At 45.1% G+C, this 18,174-nt stretch carries 16 protein-coding genes; 7 read left to right on the top strand and 9 right to left on the bottom strand.

Annotated elements, in window-relative coordinates:
- Position 1: 1 nt before the first annotated feature.
- The 5 genes from VK958_RS12600 to VK958_RS12580 all read right to left on the bottom strand — a co-directional run bounded on the left by VK958_RS12600 (position 2) and on the right by VK958_RS12580 (position 4,717).
- On the bottom strand, positions 2–580 hold the full coding sequence (locus tag VK958_RS12600; RefSeq protein ID WP_325241872.1) for an MSMEG_0567/Sll0786 family nitrogen starvation N-acetyltransferase: 579 nt from the start codon (positions 578–580) through the stop codon (positions 2–4).
- Positions 573–1,691, bottom strand: coding sequence for an MSMEG_0568 family radical SAM protein (locus VK958_RS12595; RefSeq protein WP_325241870.1), 1,119 nt, complete (start codon positions 1,689–1,691; stop codon positions 573–575). Before VK958_RS12595 ends, VK958_RS12600 begins: the two co-directional genes overlap by 8 nt.
- Positions 1,669–2,673 carry a Nit6803 family nitrilase gene (locus VK958_RS12590; RefSeq protein WP_325241868.1) on the bottom strand — a complete coding sequence of 335 codons (1,005 nt, stop codon included), beginning with the start codon at positions 2,671–2,673 and terminating at the stop codon, positions 1,669–1,671. The genes VK958_RS12595 and VK958_RS12590 overlap by 23 nt, the downstream gene beginning before the upstream one ends.
- A gap of 23 nt (positions 2,674–2,696) precedes the next feature.
- Positions 2,697–3,179 carry an MSMEG_0572/Sll0783 family nitrogen starvation response protein gene (locus VK958_RS12585; RefSeq protein WP_325241866.1) on the bottom strand — a complete coding sequence of 161 codons (483 nt, stop codon included), beginning with the start codon at positions 3,177–3,179 and terminating at the stop codon, positions 2,697–2,699.
- A gap of 320 nt (positions 3,180–3,499) precedes the next feature.
- On the bottom strand, positions 3,500–4,717 hold the full coding sequence (locus VK958_RS12580) for a porin (protein ID WP_325241864.1): 1,218 nt from the start codon (positions 4,715–4,717) through the stop codon (positions 3,500–3,502).
- A gap of 275 nt (positions 4,718–4,992) precedes the next feature.
- Between VK958_RS12580 and VK958_RS12575 the strand changes: the two genes are divergently transcribed.
- Entirely contained in the window at positions 4,993–6,384 is a 1,392-nt protein-coding gene (locus VK958_RS12575) for an aminotransferase-like domain-containing protein (RefSeq protein WP_325241862.1), read from the top strand.
- Positions 6,385–6,509: 125 nt separating this feature from the next.
- Here the strand turns inward: VK958_RS12575 and VK958_RS12570 are convergent, their stop codons facing one another.
- The 4 genes from VK958_RS12570 to VK958_RS12555 form a co-directional block, all read right to left on the bottom strand.
- A complete protein-coding gene (locus VK958_RS12570; RefSeq protein ID WP_325241860.1) occupies positions 6,510–7,577 on the bottom strand; it encodes a response regulator in 1,068 nt (355 codons plus the stop codon).
- A gap of 93 nt (positions 7,578–7,670) precedes the next feature.
- Positions 7,671–8,030: a response regulator gene (locus VK958_RS12565; protein ID WP_325241858.1), complete on the bottom strand. Its 360-nt coding sequence runs from the start codon at positions 8,028–8,030 to the stop codon at positions 7,671–7,673.
- A gap of 8 nt (positions 8,031–8,038) precedes the next feature.
- On the bottom strand, positions 8,039–11,269 hold the full coding sequence (locus VK958_RS12560; protein ID WP_325241856.1) for a response regulator: 3,231 nt from the start codon (positions 11,267–11,269) through the stop codon (positions 8,039–8,041).
- 334 nt (positions 11,270–11,603) lie between these two features.
- Positions 11,604–13,394 carry a pyrroloquinoline quinone-dependent dehydrogenase gene (locus VK958_RS12555; RefSeq protein WP_325241854.1) on the bottom strand — a complete coding sequence of 597 codons (1,791 nt, stop codon included), beginning with the start codon at positions 13,392–13,394 and terminating at the stop codon, positions 11,604–11,606.
- A gap of 214 nt (positions 13,395–13,608) precedes the next feature.
- Here VK958_RS12555 and VK958_RS12550 point away from each other — a divergent pair, with 214 nt between their 5' ends.
- From VK958_RS12550 to VK958_RS12525, 6 genes are read left to right on the top strand one after another with little or no spacing between them, the layout of a single operon-like run.
- Positions 13,609–14,652, top strand: coding sequence for an SAM-dependent methyltransferase (locus VK958_RS12550; RefSeq protein ID WP_325241852.1), 1,044 nt, complete (start codon positions 13,609–13,611; stop codon positions 14,650–14,652).
- Positions 14,649–15,206 carry a DUF2878 domain-containing protein gene (locus VK958_RS12545; protein WP_325241850.1) on the top strand — a complete coding sequence of 186 codons (558 nt, stop codon included), beginning with the start codon at positions 14,649–14,651 and terminating at the stop codon, positions 15,204–15,206. Before VK958_RS12550 ends, VK958_RS12545 begins: the two co-directional genes overlap by 4 nt.
- Complete coding sequence (locus tag VK958_RS12540) at positions 15,203–15,964, top strand: DUF1295 domain-containing protein (protein WP_325241848.1); 762 nt, start codon at positions 15,203–15,205, stop codon at positions 15,962–15,964. Before VK958_RS12545 ends, VK958_RS12540 begins: the two co-directional genes overlap by 4 nt.
- Positions 15,965–15,968: 4 nt before the next feature.
- Entirely contained in the window at positions 15,969–16,628 is a 660-nt protein-coding gene (locus VK958_RS12535) for a DUF6134 family protein (protein WP_325241846.1), read from the top strand.
- Positions 16,629–16,678: 50 nt separating this feature from the next.
- Positions 16,679–17,200: a lipocalin family protein gene (locus tag VK958_RS12530; RefSeq protein ID WP_325241844.1), complete on the top strand. Its 522-nt coding sequence runs from the start codon at positions 16,679–16,681 to the stop codon at positions 17,198–17,200.
- 32 nt (positions 17,201–17,232) lie between these two features.
- On the top strand, positions 17,233–18,174 hold the full coding sequence (locus VK958_RS12525) for an acyl-CoA desaturase (protein ID WP_325241842.1): 942 nt from the start codon (positions 17,233–17,235) through the stop codon (positions 18,172–18,174).

Here is an 18,174-nt window from a genome sequence, read left to right as displayed (position 1 = left end):
TTTAGCCCTTGGTCTGGATTACAAATCCGTTAAGTGGTGTTTGAAAAGGTGGATATTTATCCAACCTTGCCTGCATTAAGTGATGAGATCTATTAAGGAGTGTTTCTTGTTGTAATATCTCCCAATGCAGACGTCTGAACAGAGGTACATTTTGGCTTTGAACATGTGCCAAGAATGTATGGCATCCCACCCAATTGGCACTGCTTACAGCCAGTTTGATTAAAGAAGCACCAAGCTTGCCCTGCGATCTGTATTTCTGATGGACTGCTAACCGAGATCCGAACCAGATCCCTGGCTCTTCCTGATGAATACGAACTGTACCCACGACGTTGTCAGGATGTCCGGCTTCGCACGAAATTGCGACAATCAGTTGAGCTTTGTCATCAATGGAATCTTTATCATTGCCGTCAAAAATGCCCTGTTCTTCACAAAATACGTCTTTGCGGATTTGCATTGCTTGTGCAATTTCCCAAGGTTGAGTTGCCCACTTAACTAGGTACTCAACCGGCTGATACTTTGGAAATTCCGAATATTGTGTGTAGTCAAAAACGCTAGGATTAATTAAGGGAGATTCAAGCATATTCCACCTCGTAAGCTGAGAGTGAAGAACAGGCACCACACTTTCCGCAGCCAGCTTTAATGTCTGCTGAACGCATCTGGGCACGTTTGAGCATGCCACCCAGGGGTTCTAAAACCGAACGCATAAAGTCGGGACTAGGTGCTGGATGATCTTCAAGAGGTGTACCAGTAATTGGCACAAATGGCACTACGAACGGGTAAACGCCAATCTCAATTAGTTTCTCGGAAATCTCCAGAATAGCTTCCTTGGTGTCACCTAGCCCGGCAAGAATATATGTATTGACCTGGCCGCGTCCAAACACTGAGACTGCAACCTTGAAGGCTTCAAAGTATTTGTCCAAAGACACCATTGCCTTACCTGGCATTATTTTTTCGCGCACCTCTTGTGTGACTGCTTCTAAATGCAGCCCGACTGAGTCCACGCCAACATCTTTCATGCGCATGAACCAGTCCATATCTTCTGGTGGCTCACATTGCACCTGAACTGGTAAATCAACTGCTTTCTTGATTGCTTTCACACTCTCGCAGAGTATTTTGGCACCTCTATCATCCGTCGCCGGTGTACCGGTAGTAAGAATCATGTGCTTAACACCATCCAATTTAACTGCCGCACTAGCCACCTCAGCTAATTGCTCTGGCGTTTTAAATGGAATAGTTCGTCCGGCGGCTAAAGATTGACCGATTGAACAAAACTTACATGCTTGTTTCTTACTTTCATATCGAATGCATGTTTGCAAAACTGTTGTGGCCAAGACATCTGAACTATGCAGGGTTGCAATATGTGAATAAGGGATTCCATCGGCAGTCTCTAGGTCGTAGAACTTTGGCGCTTTTGGAAAACTGATGTCAGCTATTGGAATTAGCCCTTTCAATAATTTGCTTATCCCTTTCTCATCAGGTGTGTCTGCCTTGAAAGAAGAGTTCCAAGCGGTGTTGGTATGTACGGGAATCATCACAGTAACTCCATCAATACTGACCGCTTTATGATCAGAAGGACCCGCACCACCACGACGACTCGCTGCGCCGACATTAGGTTGCTCCAGCCTTAGTCCTGTAGACTGGAGTTCAGTGATTAGCCTTTGTTTTGATTCAATTGCCAAGCTTGTCTTCATGTTTCAACTCCTCTGCGATATGAAATTGCTCTGACGGAGATCGCCCTTCATTCATTGAAAATTTGGTGGTCGCAGGAGTGTCATTAATGGCCAAGCTTAAGAGCTCGGGTCTTGAATAATGACCAACGGAATCCATCATTCTTTTTCTTTTAGTGATTAAAGACATATCAAGATCGGCAATCACCATCCCCTCACCTTCTCTTAGCGGCTCGGCTAGATGCTGGCCTTCCGGAGAAATAATTGCGGTATTACAGCCACCTCTTAGTGCTTTCTGCATTTTGGGATCGTCTGTAATTGACTTGATCTGATCCTCTGTTAACCATCCGGTCGCGTTAATAACAAAACAACCAGATTCCAATGCGTGATGGCGAATAGTGACCTCCATCTGGTCAGCAAATATTTGCCCGACCATTGAGCCAGGGAATTGAGCACAATGTATTTCTTCGTGTTGGGTCATTAATGAATATCTGGCCAACGGGTTGTAATGCTCCCAACAAGCCAGAGCACCTACACGGGCAATGCTGGTTTCAACTACTTTTAATCCTGAAGCATCGCCTTGGCCCCAAATCATTCGCTCATGGTAAGTAGGCGTGATTTTTCTGCGTTTAAGCAGAAGCTCGCCATTGGTATCAAAAATCAATTGAGTGTTATACAAACTACCGTTATCGCGTTCATTCACACCAAGCACGACAACCATCTGATTCACCCTTGCTCTCTCTGCAATGGCCTGTGTCACAGATCCAGGTATCACGACACTCTTTTCATAAAGCTTCAAATGCTCTGCGCCAGCAATGACAGGAGGCGTAATAAACGAGAAGTATGGGTAATATGGAACAAAGGTTTCCGGGAATACAATAATCTGCACACCCTGAGCCCCCGCCTCATCAATGACGTTACATACCTTTTTCAGGGTTCCATCATGCGATTCAAGATCCGGGGAGATTTGAACGGCTGCCGCTTTTATGATTCGCTTGTCTGACATCGTGATACCTATCCTTTAATTAATTACACAGTCCATGTATCAATAATCACTGCGTTGTCACGAATGTGGAGCAGTTTGAGATCAAGCACATCTAATGGATTGATTGGACGGATACCTTCGATTAATGCTGGTTCGCCATGACCGTACAAAGCTTGGAGTGCAAAACGACATGCGAAAACTTTGCCGCCTTCTGACATGAACTTGGTCAGTTGGCGATTAAAGTTAAGATGTCCAGGAAAGGCTTCATCACCTAACTTAGGGAAACCACGTTGAACACCAAGAGTAACGCCTGGGCCATATAGGAGAATGGATGTTTCAAAACCTTTGCGTTGAAGTCTGGTCGCTTGCAACATATTCACAAAGCCGATTGACCCCTCGAAAGCTACGGTGTGGAAAGTCACTAATGCTTTCTGTCCAGGAGTGGCTTGAACATCTTCAAAAACCTTCTCTTCGTAATCTACAAAAAATTCACCGTCTTGATGTTTGGGGGCAGTGATCGCTGGCATATATTTCTCCATAAATATTGTCTGAAATGAAAAGAACTCATTTTCTCTTCAAGTCAAATATAGCAATCTATATGCCATCAATAATTTATAATAATGCAATCAATATGCAATCAATACGATAAAATATACGATTGATCGCTACATGATTTTTTTAAGTTTTTTGAAATGCTTGAAGTGCTCTTTTTTGGCATTCACTTAGCGCACCAAATTGATTCAATATGCACCAGTAAGGAATGCAAACAGTGCAAGAAATAAGTGCATCAAACAAAAAAAAGCCCGACGAATCGGGCAAAGAGAGAGGGGTTAAAAGTTGACTTTATTTAGAATTGCAATTGCACGCCTACCGTTAATTTGTCCTGGTCGGCAGCATTTGAAAATTCATTTTTGGTATAAGTAGCACTCAAACGTGCATTGTGCCCATCAATTACATAGTGAACACCGTAATCATACTGCTTCGATTCACTTGAAAGTACATCTACAGATAACAGTCCGCCATCACCGCTTGTGGAATCAGCATCAAACTTTTGATACCTGAAATAAGGTTGCAACTTTCCCCAGCCAACTTGTTGTGGAAATAAAACCGCGGAAGAAAAGAGATATGCCTTGCCTTGTCTGATACCCCCTACATTGGCGGTTAGGTTAGGTGTAGATACCAGTAAGCCTGTAGACACATCCGATTTCCCATCTGTATCGAACTTGTACAAACCTACCTCGATATCAAGATACCCAATACCAACATCTTTCTCAAATAGAATGTCAGCACTGTATCCAAGGTAATCCCCTTTGGCATTCATACTACCCACGCCATTCTTTTGGTATTGAGTCGCCAAGCCTACAGACAAATACTCCTTGCCATAGAAGGTGCTCGCTGTGTAATAAGCAGGCGTCATGCCCTGTCCCCAAAAGTCATATTGGATCCTGCCCGCATAAAGTAAATTGTCATCTTGGCTGGATGCCTGACTGTAATTGTTGTGCCCTTCGTAAGCACCAAAAGAATAGATCAGGTGTTGATCAATTAATTTGCCCCAGGCAGTCACACCAGTATCCCGGCCAGCCAACTGGCTGGGGTATTGAGCGACTAGTCCAGGATATAGCCAGGATGATAAAAAGTATGGACCATCCAAATTGGAGCGGTCACTGGGCGTTAGCATGCGACCAGCCCATATGTTCAATTCTGGCATAAATTCAAACTGTGCGATCGCTTCATAGACCTCAAAGCTTTCAGCACCATTCGTGGTGCTTTCTGAACCGTGAACGCCCTCGAAGTTAAACGTTCCTTTAATCACTTTGTTTAGTTGGGCATTTGTATAGACACGGGCACTGTAAACATCAAAGTCATTTGCGCGCGATCTACCATTTGCTGCCCCATCTTCAGCGGATGTGTATGCTGCTCTCAATCCAAAGCCAAGATGTACAAACTTGTCTTCTCCAAAACTGATCGTAGCGCCCGCCAGAGCATTACTGGAAAACATTCCACCCAATACTAATGCACCAATTACGTTTAGCTTGAACTTTAGACCTAACATTTCATTTTTCATATGCATAACTCTCCCTGAGTTGGTTTAAAAACATGCGCAAAACTTATTACGCTGACCAACTTCTGCAACTGTTATGCCATAATTAATTAATTAAAAAGCAATCAATATGCAATCATATTGATATATTATCGCTGTTAGTAATTTGTAGTTTTTTCAAAGCATGCGTAGAGATTGTTTACGCCTTTGCAGTGCACCAAGCTTTGAATCAATTAGGTGCAATTTGTCCAATTTCAATGCTACAAAATAGTGCTTGGTTAAAAGCTTGGGGGTAGTTAATGACGCAGAACATTCATCACTGGATTAAACGGTTGAGCGAAAGCAAGAAGCCTGCTTACCTGCTTGTTGCAGACCTGATTGAAGAAGACATCAGTAATGAACGGCTTCGTCCACGAGACCAGTTACCAACATTAAGGGAGCTGTCTCAATTCCTGGGGTTGAATTACACAACCGTCTCTAGAGCCTACAATGAAGCGAAGCGAAGAGGATTAATTGACTCCCAGGCTGGTTCAGGCACTTATATAAAAGGTAAGCCTCCTGCAATTAAACTCAGAGATGGCAGTAGCATCGCCATGACTATGAATATGCCTCCCGAGCCGGCATCTGTAGCTCAGAAAATTAAGGATGATGCTGCTCGTATTATTTCCAATTCAGATATTTATGATTTATTGAGATATCAGGATTTTGGGGGCACTCCTGAAGATAGAGAAATTGCTGCAGCCTGGCTAAGTACTTATGTGCCTAACTGCAAAGCTGAAAACACCTTAATATGTTCTGGTATCCATTCAGTGCTACTTGCACTTATGACAAACCTTGCAAGACCTGGCGAAACGATTTGTGTTGAGGATCTTGTATATCCGGGTATCAAAGCGATTGCAGCACAGTTGAATATCGCACTTTTATCAATCCCTAGTGATAAGGATGGCCCAATTGTTTCTGCGCTAGAAGATGCTTGCAAAACCAGCCGTGTGAAAGCGTTCTATTGCAACCCGACCATTCAGAATCCAAGTACATTAACCATTACTAAACACAGAAGAGAAGCGATTGCCGATATAGCCATGCGTTACAACATAGCAATTATCGAAGATGATGCCTATGGAATGCTACCAACAGACAAGTTGGATACCATAGCGAGTATTGCCCCAGAGATAACCTGGTATATCAGTGGTTTCTCTAAATGCTTTGGTGCAGGCTTGAGGACAGCCTTTGTAGCAGCACCCTCTCCAAGACAAACTCAAAGATTAGCCGGCTCTTTAAGAGCAACATCGGTAATGTCCAGCCCTATTACAAATTTACTAGTATCTAATTGGATTAGGAGTGGCTTGATTGATGACATGCTTAAAGCCATTAAGTTAGAGTCTGTTGCACGCGTTAAAATTGCTTCTAAAGTTTTGGATATGTGGCCATTCATGTCGCATCCAGAAGGATTTCATATCTGGCTGCCAATCCCTAATACCACTGGTTGGCGCTCTTCAGAACTCGCCATGCACCTCAGATCTCAAGGAATAAGTGTAGTAGCAAGTTCAGCATTCAGTACTGATAATAACCCTCCCGAAGCAGTCAGAATTTGCTTGGGAGGCCCCATCAGCAGAGATGAGTGTGAAAACGGGCTAAATATAATTGCGGATACCCTTGAGTATCCGCATCACATGCATCTACAGATAATGTAAGAGCGATGCGGATAACTTAATTTATGCCTACTAGCGAAAGTGCGACCACGTTAGTGATGCAGACTAAGAAAAACCGTAAATATTAATCCGTATCCATTTCAAATTAAAACTTGAAGCACTAATTATTAAGGCAAGTCAGCGTGCTCTTCAAATATTTCCCTGAAGCGCTCAGCCAGCTTTTCGAATGCGCTGAGTAACATCGGGTCGAAATGTTCTGGACGTGTGCGTCCGTCACCTTTCAGCATGATCTGCAATGCGTGCTCATGCGTAAACGCTGGTTTGTATGGACGCCTGCTGCGCAAAGCATCATATACATCACTAATCACCATAATCCGTGCAGATAGTGGGATAGCCTCCCCTTTTATCCCATTCGGGTAACCAGTCCCATTCCAGCGTTCATGATGATTCAGGGCAATTTCGGCGCCCATCATGGTGAATGGCGATGTGCTCTTCCCGTTACCCAGAATGCTGTGTCCTAAAGCGGCATGGGTTTTCATGATTTCCCATTCATCAGGGGTGTGAGGGCCCGGTTTTAGCAAAATGCGATCAGGAATGCCTATTTTGCCAACATCGTGTAAGGGGCTGGCATGGTAAATGGTGTCGCTGAACTCTGAACCCATGCCAATATATGCAGACAGCTCTTTACAGAAAAATGCAATCCGGTGAATATGGTCACCTGTTTCTTTATCACGGAATTCCGCTGCCCGCAGTATGCTGAACATAGAATCAAAATAACTAGTCAGCAGTTGTTCTGTGCGTTCCTCGACTTGTACTTCAAGCGTACGGCTGTAGTTGGTTAAAAAGTCGTTATATTCCTTAAGCCGCAATAAATTCCGGACGCGTATCCAGAGCTCAGCCCGGTCAACCGGCTTGGTGACAAACTCCTCTACCCCACATTGTAAAGCGCGCATCCTGGAGTCCCGGTCAACCAGTGCTGTGATCATGATGATAGGGATCACTTTCGTCGCTTCATTACTTTTCAACTGTTCGGCCAATTCAAACCCATTGAGCTCTGGCATCATGGCGTCTAGAAGAATCAGATCAGGCTGATGTTCTTTAATCAGCTCAAACGCCATTTTTCCATCATAGGCTTGCAGTGTGGCATAGCCTTCAGCGCTAAGGATGGCTTCCAGGTAAGTACGGTTTTTTTCTTCATCATCTGCGATGAGAATGGTTTTGCGAGTGACTTTCATATCCATGTTGTTTAGAACCCCCACAAGCTGATTTCAATGCTTGAATTTGCCATCAGGTTGCTTAACCCTGCCTTAAAGCCCCCTGGTGTTTTCCTATAGCAGGCCATCGACCGTTTCCAAGAACTCTTTGTAGCGGATAGGTTTGGCAATATAGCCATCACAACCGGCATTACGCATTTTTTCTTCATCACCTTTCATTGCAAATGCCGTCAACGCAATAATCTTGATGTCACGGGTCTTACTGTCATCTTTAAGCAAGCGAGCAGCAGTCAGCCCATCCATACCGGGCAACTGTATGTCCATCAATATCACTTCGGGTAACTGGGTACGCGCAATATCCAGCCCATCGAGTGCATTCACAGCCTGCAATACCTCATGTCCTGAGGTTTCAAGAAGTAGTTGTGCCAGTTTCATATTAATTGGGTTATCTTCAACGATCAGGATTTTTGCCATAGTTGCCTCTAAGCTTTCGGTTCAGAGGTGCGTTTAACTTTACCAGCCAAGGCGCGATGTACTTCGCTAAGGAAATTGCCGTGATTAAATTCCGACTTCTCTAGCACCGCGAGTACATGCCCTTTCAACACTTGCTGTTCAGGCGGTGTCAGGAATTTTGAAGTCACAATAATGATAGGGATCTTTGCCGTACGTGAGTCTTTTCGCAGTTCTTCTACCACTTCAAAACCATTGATCTCCGGCATCATCAGATCCAGCACAATCAAATCCGGCTGCTGTAATTTCGCAATGTTGGTGGCTTCGTTGCCGCCATAAGCACGTAACACTGTGTGCTTGGTATGTTCAAGGTATGAAGAAATGATTTCCACTGCTTTGGGGTCATCATCCACCACCAACACTTTTGCGCCTGGCTGGTTGTTTGAAGGCTTGGTAAAGCCAAGCTTTGCTAATGCATTTTGCAAATCATCGGCGGAGACAGGTTTTTGTAATACCTGCGCAGCACCCAGTGACAAGCCTTTGTTGCTATCGGCGACAATAGAAATAATCACCACCGGGATATGCGCCAACTTGGGATTGGTTTTTAATTTGGTCAGGAACTCCCAGCCATCCATGCCAGGCAACAGAATATCCAGCGTGATCAGATCTGGAGGGATACCATCCGCCAGGATGGCAAGCGCTATTTCGGCGGTGGCCGCTCTCGTGACCCTGCATTTGTCTGATTCCAGCTGTAGTCTGATCAAATCCGCAGCCCGGTCATCGTCTTCCAGCACCAATACATGCGGGTTTTCATTCTGCACCAGTTGCCTGATACTTTCGCCCGATGATGTGGTCGCCAAGGCGGCATCAATCAGGTTGCTTTTGTATTGCAGCCAAACAGTAAACGTGCTGCCTTTGCCGGGCGTACTTTTCACCGCTACTGCCCCGCTATGCAACTCAGCGAGTTTACGCACTAGTGCCAGGCCTAGCCCGGTACCTTCAAAACGACGCGAAAGGGTACTTTCCACTTGTACGAATGGCTGGAAAAGCCGAGCAATATCGTCAGCTTCGATCCCTATCCCAGTGTCTGTCACAGCGATTTGAATGAATTGTTCGGCATTACCAATCCCTGCATAATGGTTTTGCAGGATATTTTTTGTTTGCTTTAGGACTTCCTCACGCGTAACCAGGCTGGCTTGTAAAGTCACCTGTCCACCTTCAGGCGTAAACTTGACTGCGTTGGATAGCAGGTTGTAAACAATCTGTTTCACTTTGCGTGCATCCAGCCAGGCTCTGTCTAGTGACTCTGAAAGATCCGCTTGCAGTTTAATGCGCTGCGCAGAGGCTTTCTCCTTGATAATCGACAGGCTGTTCTGTAGCAGGCCCTGGATATCAATGACTTCCCCTTCAAGCTCCATGCGCCCTGCTTCAATTTTAGATAAATCAAGCACATCGTTAATCAGAGAAAGCAGGTGTTGCCCACTCTCAAAAATGTCAGTGACATATACTCTCTGTTTATCTTCTAAAGGTCCGATCAACCCGTCTTTGAGTATCTCCGAAAAACCAATAATGGCATTTAACGGCGTGCGCAGCTCATGTGACATGGTGGCCAGGAACTCAGATTTCATTTTATCTGCTTCGAGCAACTGCGCATTTTTCAGGCCGATCTCCTCACTACGCAGGTGTAACTGGTCCGCCAGAAGTTTGAGGTCACCATATTGCTGGATATTGTGCAGTGCGACACCCAATTGCGCTGACAAACGCTCAATAAAGGTCTGGTCTCGCTCTGTGATAGTCTGGCTGGCCGCAAGCACAAGTACAGCAAGCGGTTTTTCCTGGTAAATGACCGGGCAGATCATAATACCGGCCGGCTGGATGGAAAGTAGCCCGGTCTCGATGGTTAAGGAAGGGAATTCTTCAACATCGCTCAAGACCAGTGTCTGATTGTTTTGGATCGCCTCCCCTATCACGCCATGCCCGAGTTTGAATTCAGTCAGGATGTTCGTCGGCACCGCATGTGTACTTTCCAGTTTATAAATACCACTCCATTCGTCATAGGTGTAAATGGCAGACACCGGGAATGGATGATTCCTGGCCAGGATATCCAGCATGCCGGGCAGGATATGCGAGCGGTCATAATTGGCATTGAACAGCCTTAACACCTCACTGTGGGTTTGGTCATAAACGGCAGCATGTTTGAGGTCATGTGCAATTTTCTTGAAGTCACTGACGTTACGCGCCACTGTAGACAAGTGTGAAGCAACGCCATTCGCATCTTTATGCACCACCACTACCTGAGAGACCGGAATAGTGATCCCGCCACGGTTGATAAAAGCCGTTTCCCCGCTCCACATACCGGTAGTGATCGCTGAAGGAATGGCTTTGTTATGAATGATGTCGATCGCCCAGGCGGGGCGCATCCGGGAAATAGGCTGAGAAGTGATATCTTCGTCTTCCCCTATCCCCAGCAATTTGCGCCCTCCTCTATTCAGGTAGAAATAATCGCCTTGCAGATTGGCATTGGCGATCAGGTCTGGCGATGCGTCCAGTATGTCCGTGAGCCGTTTTTGTTCGAGAGAGGCTTGTTTACGGATTTTAAGGTCGCGCTGTATGCGCCAGATCAGCATAGGGAAAAAGATCAGGATAGCGACTGACATCACTACAAACAGCGTCAGCAAGTCTTTCGTATGGTCCTGTTCCAGCTCTGTTCGGTCAGCCAGCAGGTTCTGTTCCTCCAATGACATGGCGCTGAACACACCACGGATTTCCAGCATATCCTCCCTGCGTATGGAGTCTTTGCGCAAGAACGCATTCAATTGTTCAGCAGAAGTGGTTCGGGCCATATTGACAATCTGGTTAAAGTACACCAGTCGACTATCGATTAAGCGTCTCAACAAGGTGATTTGTTTTTGCTGGAAACTGTTGTCTTTAGTCAGAACCGATAGCTCGGTAATGTCTTTTTGCAGTTCAGCCAGTGCCAGGTCACGGCGATTGATAGCGCTGGTATCGCCTGTGAGAAGAAACCCACGCTGGGAAACCTCAAGCTGATTAAAAAGGCCCAAGCCCCTGTCTAGTTTGGAAATGACTTGATTGGTATGGGTGATCCAGCGATTGGTTTCAGAAAATCGTTGCAAATAAATGATGCTGGTGATGCCCAGGATAACTAATAGCGTAAAAAAGCTGATGAATCCATAAATAATAATAGATTCTAAAGCCCATAGCTCTTTGCGTTTGGAATTCCCCGGTACTACCCCACTAAGCATTGCGATTCCTATCTTGTTTTTAATATCAAGGATAAGTCTGTATTGCTTTTATTTTGTTATTTGACGGTCACATTTCCGCAACGTTCAATTACCAGCACTTATTCATAAGTTTTTGATTTCACAAAATAATCGAGCACTTTTTTGCAAATGCAATCAAGTGCTCAAACAGATGCGCAACAAAACACATTTACGCTAATTTATGCGGACTGGATTTACATGTCAATTATTATTTTTACTTAAATTAATTATTCCGATAACTAATTTAAAATACATCCTTTCATAGTGTATTTAACGAGGTACAGCAAATTTTATTAACATTTGAGGCGAAAGGCATTTAGTTTTTTGGCAGCTTAAATGTCAGTACGCTATCTCCTTGTTTAAACCCAAACAACGAGTTTCCGCCACTGACTACTGCAATATACTGTTCGCCATTCACCTGGTAAGTGATAGGCGGTGCATTCACTCCATATTGCGATTGGTGATGCCATAAGGCTTTACCGGTTTGGCTCGCATAAGCCGTGAATTTACCATTGCCTTCACCGCAAAATAATAAGCCTCCCGCGGTAGACAACACCCCGCCAACCAAAGGCTGCGGCGTTTTTTGCTGCCAGGCGATCTTTCCGGAATTTAAATCTATAGCGCTTAGCAAGCCCCAGCGTGCATCATCCGTAGGTTCGCTGGATGTGTAGCGCATGGAATGCTTGCCATCGTCGCTGTCTGTTTCGTGGATAGTGTATTTAATCGGGCTATGCATGGCAGCAACAAAAACCTTTCGTTGCTGTTCATCTACGCTGGCAGGTGACCAGTTTGAGCCGCCAAGAATCCCTGGATAAACAATCGTCCCTTCGACGCCAGGTTTTTTAAACAGGTTATGCTGCGGAACAAAAGCCTCCGATTTGGCTAGAAATTCACCAGTGCTCCGATTGTGAATATAAAACCAACCGGTTTTGCTGGCTTGCCCAACGGCGGCAATGTCTTTACCTTGATGTTTATATTGAAAAAGGATGGGAGGGCTGGCCAAATCGTAACCCCACAAGTCATGCGGCACTTGCTGGTAATGCCACTTATATTTACCGGTCTCGGTATCCAGCGCGACTAATGAAACGGTATATAAATTATCTCCCGGCCTTGAGACATCATTCATTTGTGGGGAAGGATTGCCAGTGCCGAAATACAAGGTATTGGTACTGGCATCGATCGCTGGTGTGCTCCAGGCTGAACCTCCCCCAAATGTCGCTGCATCCGGATATTTCTTCAGGGCTGTTTTTTCTTCTGCAAGATCGCGTTCAAAATGGCTGCCATCCGCAGTGTCGGTCGTAAAATCACCTTCCCATCCTTTGGTCGGAATAGTATCAAACTGCCAGACCCGGTGACCGTCATTCGCATCAAATGCAGCCAGGAAACCCGGGCGGCCATATCGGCCAGTGACGCCTATCACAGCTCCCAAGGGTGCATCGCTACGGGGATTATCAATATGTAATCCATAGCCCACACCGGTAATGCCAATGATGACTTTGTTGTTAAACACCACCGGCGCCATGGCTATGCCAACACCAGTACCACCGGTGATTTTCCGGGTTTTATTAGGGTCACTATTATTTAATGTGCCTTGCTGCTCAGTAGTCACCTGGCTGGCTGCGACATCAATATCCCAAAGCTTTTGTCCGGTTTTAGCATCCAGCGCAATCAGCCTTGCATCTACAGTACCAATAAATACCTTGCCTTGAGACACTGCAACTCCCCGATTGGCAGGGCCGCAACACATCGCCCAGTCTGCTTTGCGGACATGTGAATATTTCCATAGTTGTTTACCTGTCGCCGCATCAAGCGCTAACACATGATTAAAAGGCAGACTGACATACATGACACCATTAACCACGATAGGTGTAGCCTGAAAAGTTGCTTTGACACCAGTTTCAACCGACCATGCCGTTTTTAATTGAGCCACGTTTTGCTGATTAATCTGCGACAGGTTTGAAAACCGTTGCGATTGCAGGTCTAAGCCGTAACTTGGCCAATCAACATTGCCTGTATTATTGCCTGAAGTGGGCTTGGAGACCTGCGTACAAGCCGATAGAGCCATGACAAAAACTATAAAGATATAACGGTAAAGTGTATGCGTCATAGAGGTATTCATCTCAAAGTATTTAATGAAATATACAGATCAGTATACATGCTAAATAGATCTATAAAGAGATAAGTTTAAAAGCATTTATCTATTATCTTTGTAGACCGTCACGTTATTCAATGCTCATCATTTAAAAATTTCTTGCATGATGAAACTAAACACAGTTTATGATGGACATAAGAACAATGATTTGGCTAGTGCGATAATAATTATGAATTCAACTGCTGCGACAGCGCTAAAACTGGCCGAAAAAGGCTTAATACCTGATGCACTTATTCGTAAGGGCATACAAAAGCTATGCAAGGACAGGTTAATCGAAATCAATGATGAAAATTGCGAGCTCGCGCAATCGGCATTGATCAGGTTCGTCGAGCAGATGCAAAGCTCGGAGATCGCCCCGTTACCTGAAAAAGCCAATGCGCAACATTATGAAATCCCGGCTACATTTTACAGCTATTGCCTGGGGGTTAACCGTAAATACAGCAGCTGTTACTGGTTGCCGGAGACCAAAACCCTGGACGAAGCCGAGCAGCTGGCATTGTCACAAACCTGTGCCCATGCGCTGCTGCAAGACGGTCAACATATACTGGAATTGGGTTGCGGCTGGGGGTCATTAACGTTATGGATGGCCAGCCATTATCCGAATGCCCAAATCACCGGCGTTTCTAATTCCGCTTCACAACGAGAATACATTCTGCAGCAGGCCAACCTGCGCGGGCTTTCTAATATCAACATCATTACTGCGGATATGAATGTGTTCGATATTGAGCAGACGTTTGACCGCATCGTATCGGTTGAGATGTTTGAACATATGAGAAATTACCAGATTCTCTATGCCAAAGTAGCACGCTGGCTGAAAGCGGATGGACTATTTTTCAAGCATATTTTTGTGCATCGCCACGCGCCATATACATTTGATGTGAAAGCAGATGATGACTGGATGAGTCAGTACTTCTTCAGTGGTGGCATGATGCCGAGTGACGATCTGCCGCTCTACTTCCAGGATGACTTGAAAATTATCGAAAAATGGCGCTGGGACGGTACTCATTACGAAAAAACCGCCAATGCCTGGCTGGAAAACATGGATAAGAACCACGCTGCCCTTACCCCTGTGTTGCACTCCATCTATGGTACGAATGACGCTGAACTCTGGCGACAGCGCTGGCGGATATTTTATATGGCGTGTGCTGAATTATTTGGTTATCACCATGGACAAACCTGGTGGGTTAGTCATTACCTTTTCTCAAAAAAATGAGAGATAAAACATTAAATATGAACTCTAATAAATTGATTATATTTAATTTTATTTCTTTCCAATTACTATGGTGGGCATGTGTGCTTTCAGCTGAACCAGGATTGGGATTCGCTGTTTTACTGCTGGTCATCATATTTACTTTAGCCCATTTAGAGTGGGTTGAAGATTGGCAGCAAGCTTTACCCTTGCTCATTACCGCTCTGATAGGCTGTTTGCTGGATCAGATCGGTTACACCATGGGATTGATCAGCTTTGAACACCAGGAATTCTGGGTAAGTTATATTCCACTCTGGATGATTGCATTGTGGCTGGCATTTGCCAGCACCTTGAATGTCAGCATGCGCTGGTTACAGCATAAACCTCTGCTCGCTGCCATATTGGGCGGTATTTTTGGCCCCCTGGCTTATCTAGGTTCAGCACAGTTGCACGTGATACAACTACCCTCTCCCGCTTTCAGCCTGGCGTGGGTAGCATTCGAATGGGCCATCGCCATGCCATTATTGCTTTGGATACGCCGTCAGTTCAACCAAACCGTTCTCGGGAGATCGGCATGATTTATATGTATGCATTGATTGCGATCCTGTTGTTTGCCCTGAGCGGTTGGCTATTAAGCTTCGCTACAAGCCATTACAGCCATGTCGATAGCATGTGGAGCCTGTTTATGGCAATCACGGCTTTTATCACTGCTATTTTTACTTATGATTTATCTGCGCGCGGCTGTCTGGTTTTGGTAGCCGTGACGCTGTGGGCGCTTAGATTGAGCATCTTTCTCACTTGGCGTAACTGGGGTAAGGAAGATCACCGCTATGAGACTATCCGTAAAAATAACGAGCCCCACTTCTGGTTTAAAAGCGTTTATATCATTTTTGCATTCCAGGCAGTGCTGGCCTGGATCATTTCTTATCCCTTGTATGCAGCGGTTAATGATCAAGCGCCTTTGCACTGGCTGGATTACGCCGGGACTGCATTATTCATCATTGGCTTTTACTGGGAAGTAGTTTCCGATATCCAGTTAATGCGCTTTCGCAATCAAGCCGGAAATCAAAATGCTGTATTAGATACCGGGCTCTGGCGCTATAGCCGCCACCCTAACTACTTTGGTGAAAGCCTGATCTGGTGGGGATTCGGTTTGTTTGGTGCCGCTACTGGCAATCCATGGGTGTGGTTATCGCCCATTATTATGACTTTATTGTTATTAAAAGTCAGTGGTGTCAGTTTGATGGAAAAAACCATCCATAGTCGTCGCCCCGGCTATGCCGCTTACGTCAAAAATACCAATGCTTTCATTCCCGGTATCCCCAAAAGTGAGTAAAAGCATGAAGAAATTAATCCCTGTTGCAAAACTGTTTATAGCATTCAATGCGTTCTGCTTAAGCGTGTTGCCAGTGGCGCATGCTAAAGACTGGGCTTTCGATGTTTGGCTGGATAAGCAAAAAATTGGTACCCACACTTTCTCCCTTAACAACAACCGGTTGCAAAGCCGTGCTGATTTCAATGTAAAAGTGTTATTCATTAACGCCTATCGCTATCAGCATCAAGCAGATGAGACATGGCAAGGTGCTTGCCTTGCCAATTTGAAGGCGCATACAGAAGAAAATAAAGTAGTCACCGATGTGAATGGGCAATTGCAAGACAAGCAATTTGTTACCGAAAAGCGCAGCGCTAAAAAAAGTGATAGTCAGACTTTGCCTGCATGCATCATGACCTTTGCTTATTGGAACGCAGAAATTCTCAAACAGTCACGATTACTCAATCCGCAAAATGCAGAATACCTGGACGTCACAGTCACAGATGAAGGCGCTAAAACAATCCTGGTGAAAGGCGAAAACCTACAGACCCGACAATATCGCCTGAATGGTCGCCTGCAAGGCAAAGACAAATTAAAAATTACCCTGTGGTATGACCAGCAACAAGAATGGGTTGCCTTGGAATCTGTGACGCCAGAGGGGTACAGAATTGTTTATAAACTTGTTTGAAGAAATAAATAATCAATATGTTAAATAATCTAATTAAAGTGATTTGTATAATGAGTATATTCGGACTGAGTGCATGTCAAAATTTACCACCCATTAAAACGGTTGGGCAAGTGGATGTCGATCGTTTTATGGGGGATTGGTATGTCATTGCGGCTATCCCCACCATCATGGAGCGTGATCCTTATAATCCGGTCGAACATTATGAAAAAAATCCGGATGGCACTATTGCCACCACTTTTACTTACAACCAAGGCGCGCTGGATGGCAAATTGAAAGTTTATCATCCTACTGGTTTTGTGGTCCCGGATAGTGGTAATGCAGAGTGGAAGATGCAGTTTCTCTGGCCATTTAAATCTGAATATCTGATTGCTTACTTGAGTGACGATTACCAGCACACCATCGTTGCCAGAAATAAACGTGATTACGTTTGGCTAATGTCGCGTAAACCTGTAATAGACCAGGCGACCTTTAACCAACTGGTCGAAAAAACCAAGGCTTTGGGTTACGACATCAATAAGCTGGAAATTTTCCCGCACTTGAATGCAAAAGCACCATCCAAGCAGCCCCTTTAGTTCAGCGGGTTTGCGATTTAAAAGGAAGTATCATGCAATACCGCATTTGGGGATTGTTGGGCAGATTGGTCGGATGGTTAGATAACCAGCGTTACCAACCGCCAGCTAATCTCAGCGCTCATAGTATCGATTGGTGGCGGGTTGTGCCATTTGTGGCATTACATCTGGCGTTGATCGCTTTATTCTGGGTTGGCTGGAGTCCATTTGCAGTTGTCTTCGCTGTTTTCATGTATCTGTTACGGATGTTTGCGATTACCGGTTTTTATCACCGCTATTTCGCGCATAAAACCTTTCAAACTTCTCGTATAGCGCAATTTATATTTGCCCTCATCGGGGCTACTGCCGTCCAGCGCGGTCCGCTATGGTGGGCCGCGCATCACCGTAACCACCATGTGCACGCCGATCAACCGCAGGATACGCATTCGCCCTATCATCAAGGTTTTTTATGGAGCCATTTGGGTTGGTTCCTGAGTCACGCTAACTTCAAAACACAGTTTGATCGCGTACGTGAACTCACCCGCTTTCGCGAGTTATGCTGGCTTGATCGTTTTGATAGTTTCATCCCCATTGCACTCGCGATAGCAATTTTTGCTTTGGGCGAGTTACTCCATGTCTACGCACCACATTTGCACACCAATGGCTGGCAATTGCTGGTTTGGGGCTTTGTTGTTTCTACTATTGTGCTTTATCACGCTACGTTTTGTATTAATTCACTAGCGCATGTATGGGGCAGCCGCAGGTATGCCACACATGACCACAGCCGTAATAACTGGTTGCTTGCACTGTTAACGCTTGGCGAGGGTTGGCATAACAACCATCATCATTATCCTGGTTCTGCAAAACAGGGCTTTTACTGGTGGGAAATTGACTTTACCTATTACGGACTTAAAGTGCTGGCTGCATTCGGGCTGATCTGGAATCTTAAAAAGGTGCCTTTAGAGGTACGCAATCAGAATACTGTGAAAGGCCTATGA

Origin of the sequence: Methylophilus sp. (genome assembly GCF_035460085.1) — a bacterium.
Taxonomy (GTDB): Bacteria; Pseudomonadota; Gammaproteobacteria; order Burkholderiales; family Methylophilaceae; genus Methylophilus.
Note: the sequence above shows the minus strand (reverse complement) of the source record. Positions and strands in the feature narration are given on the sequence as shown.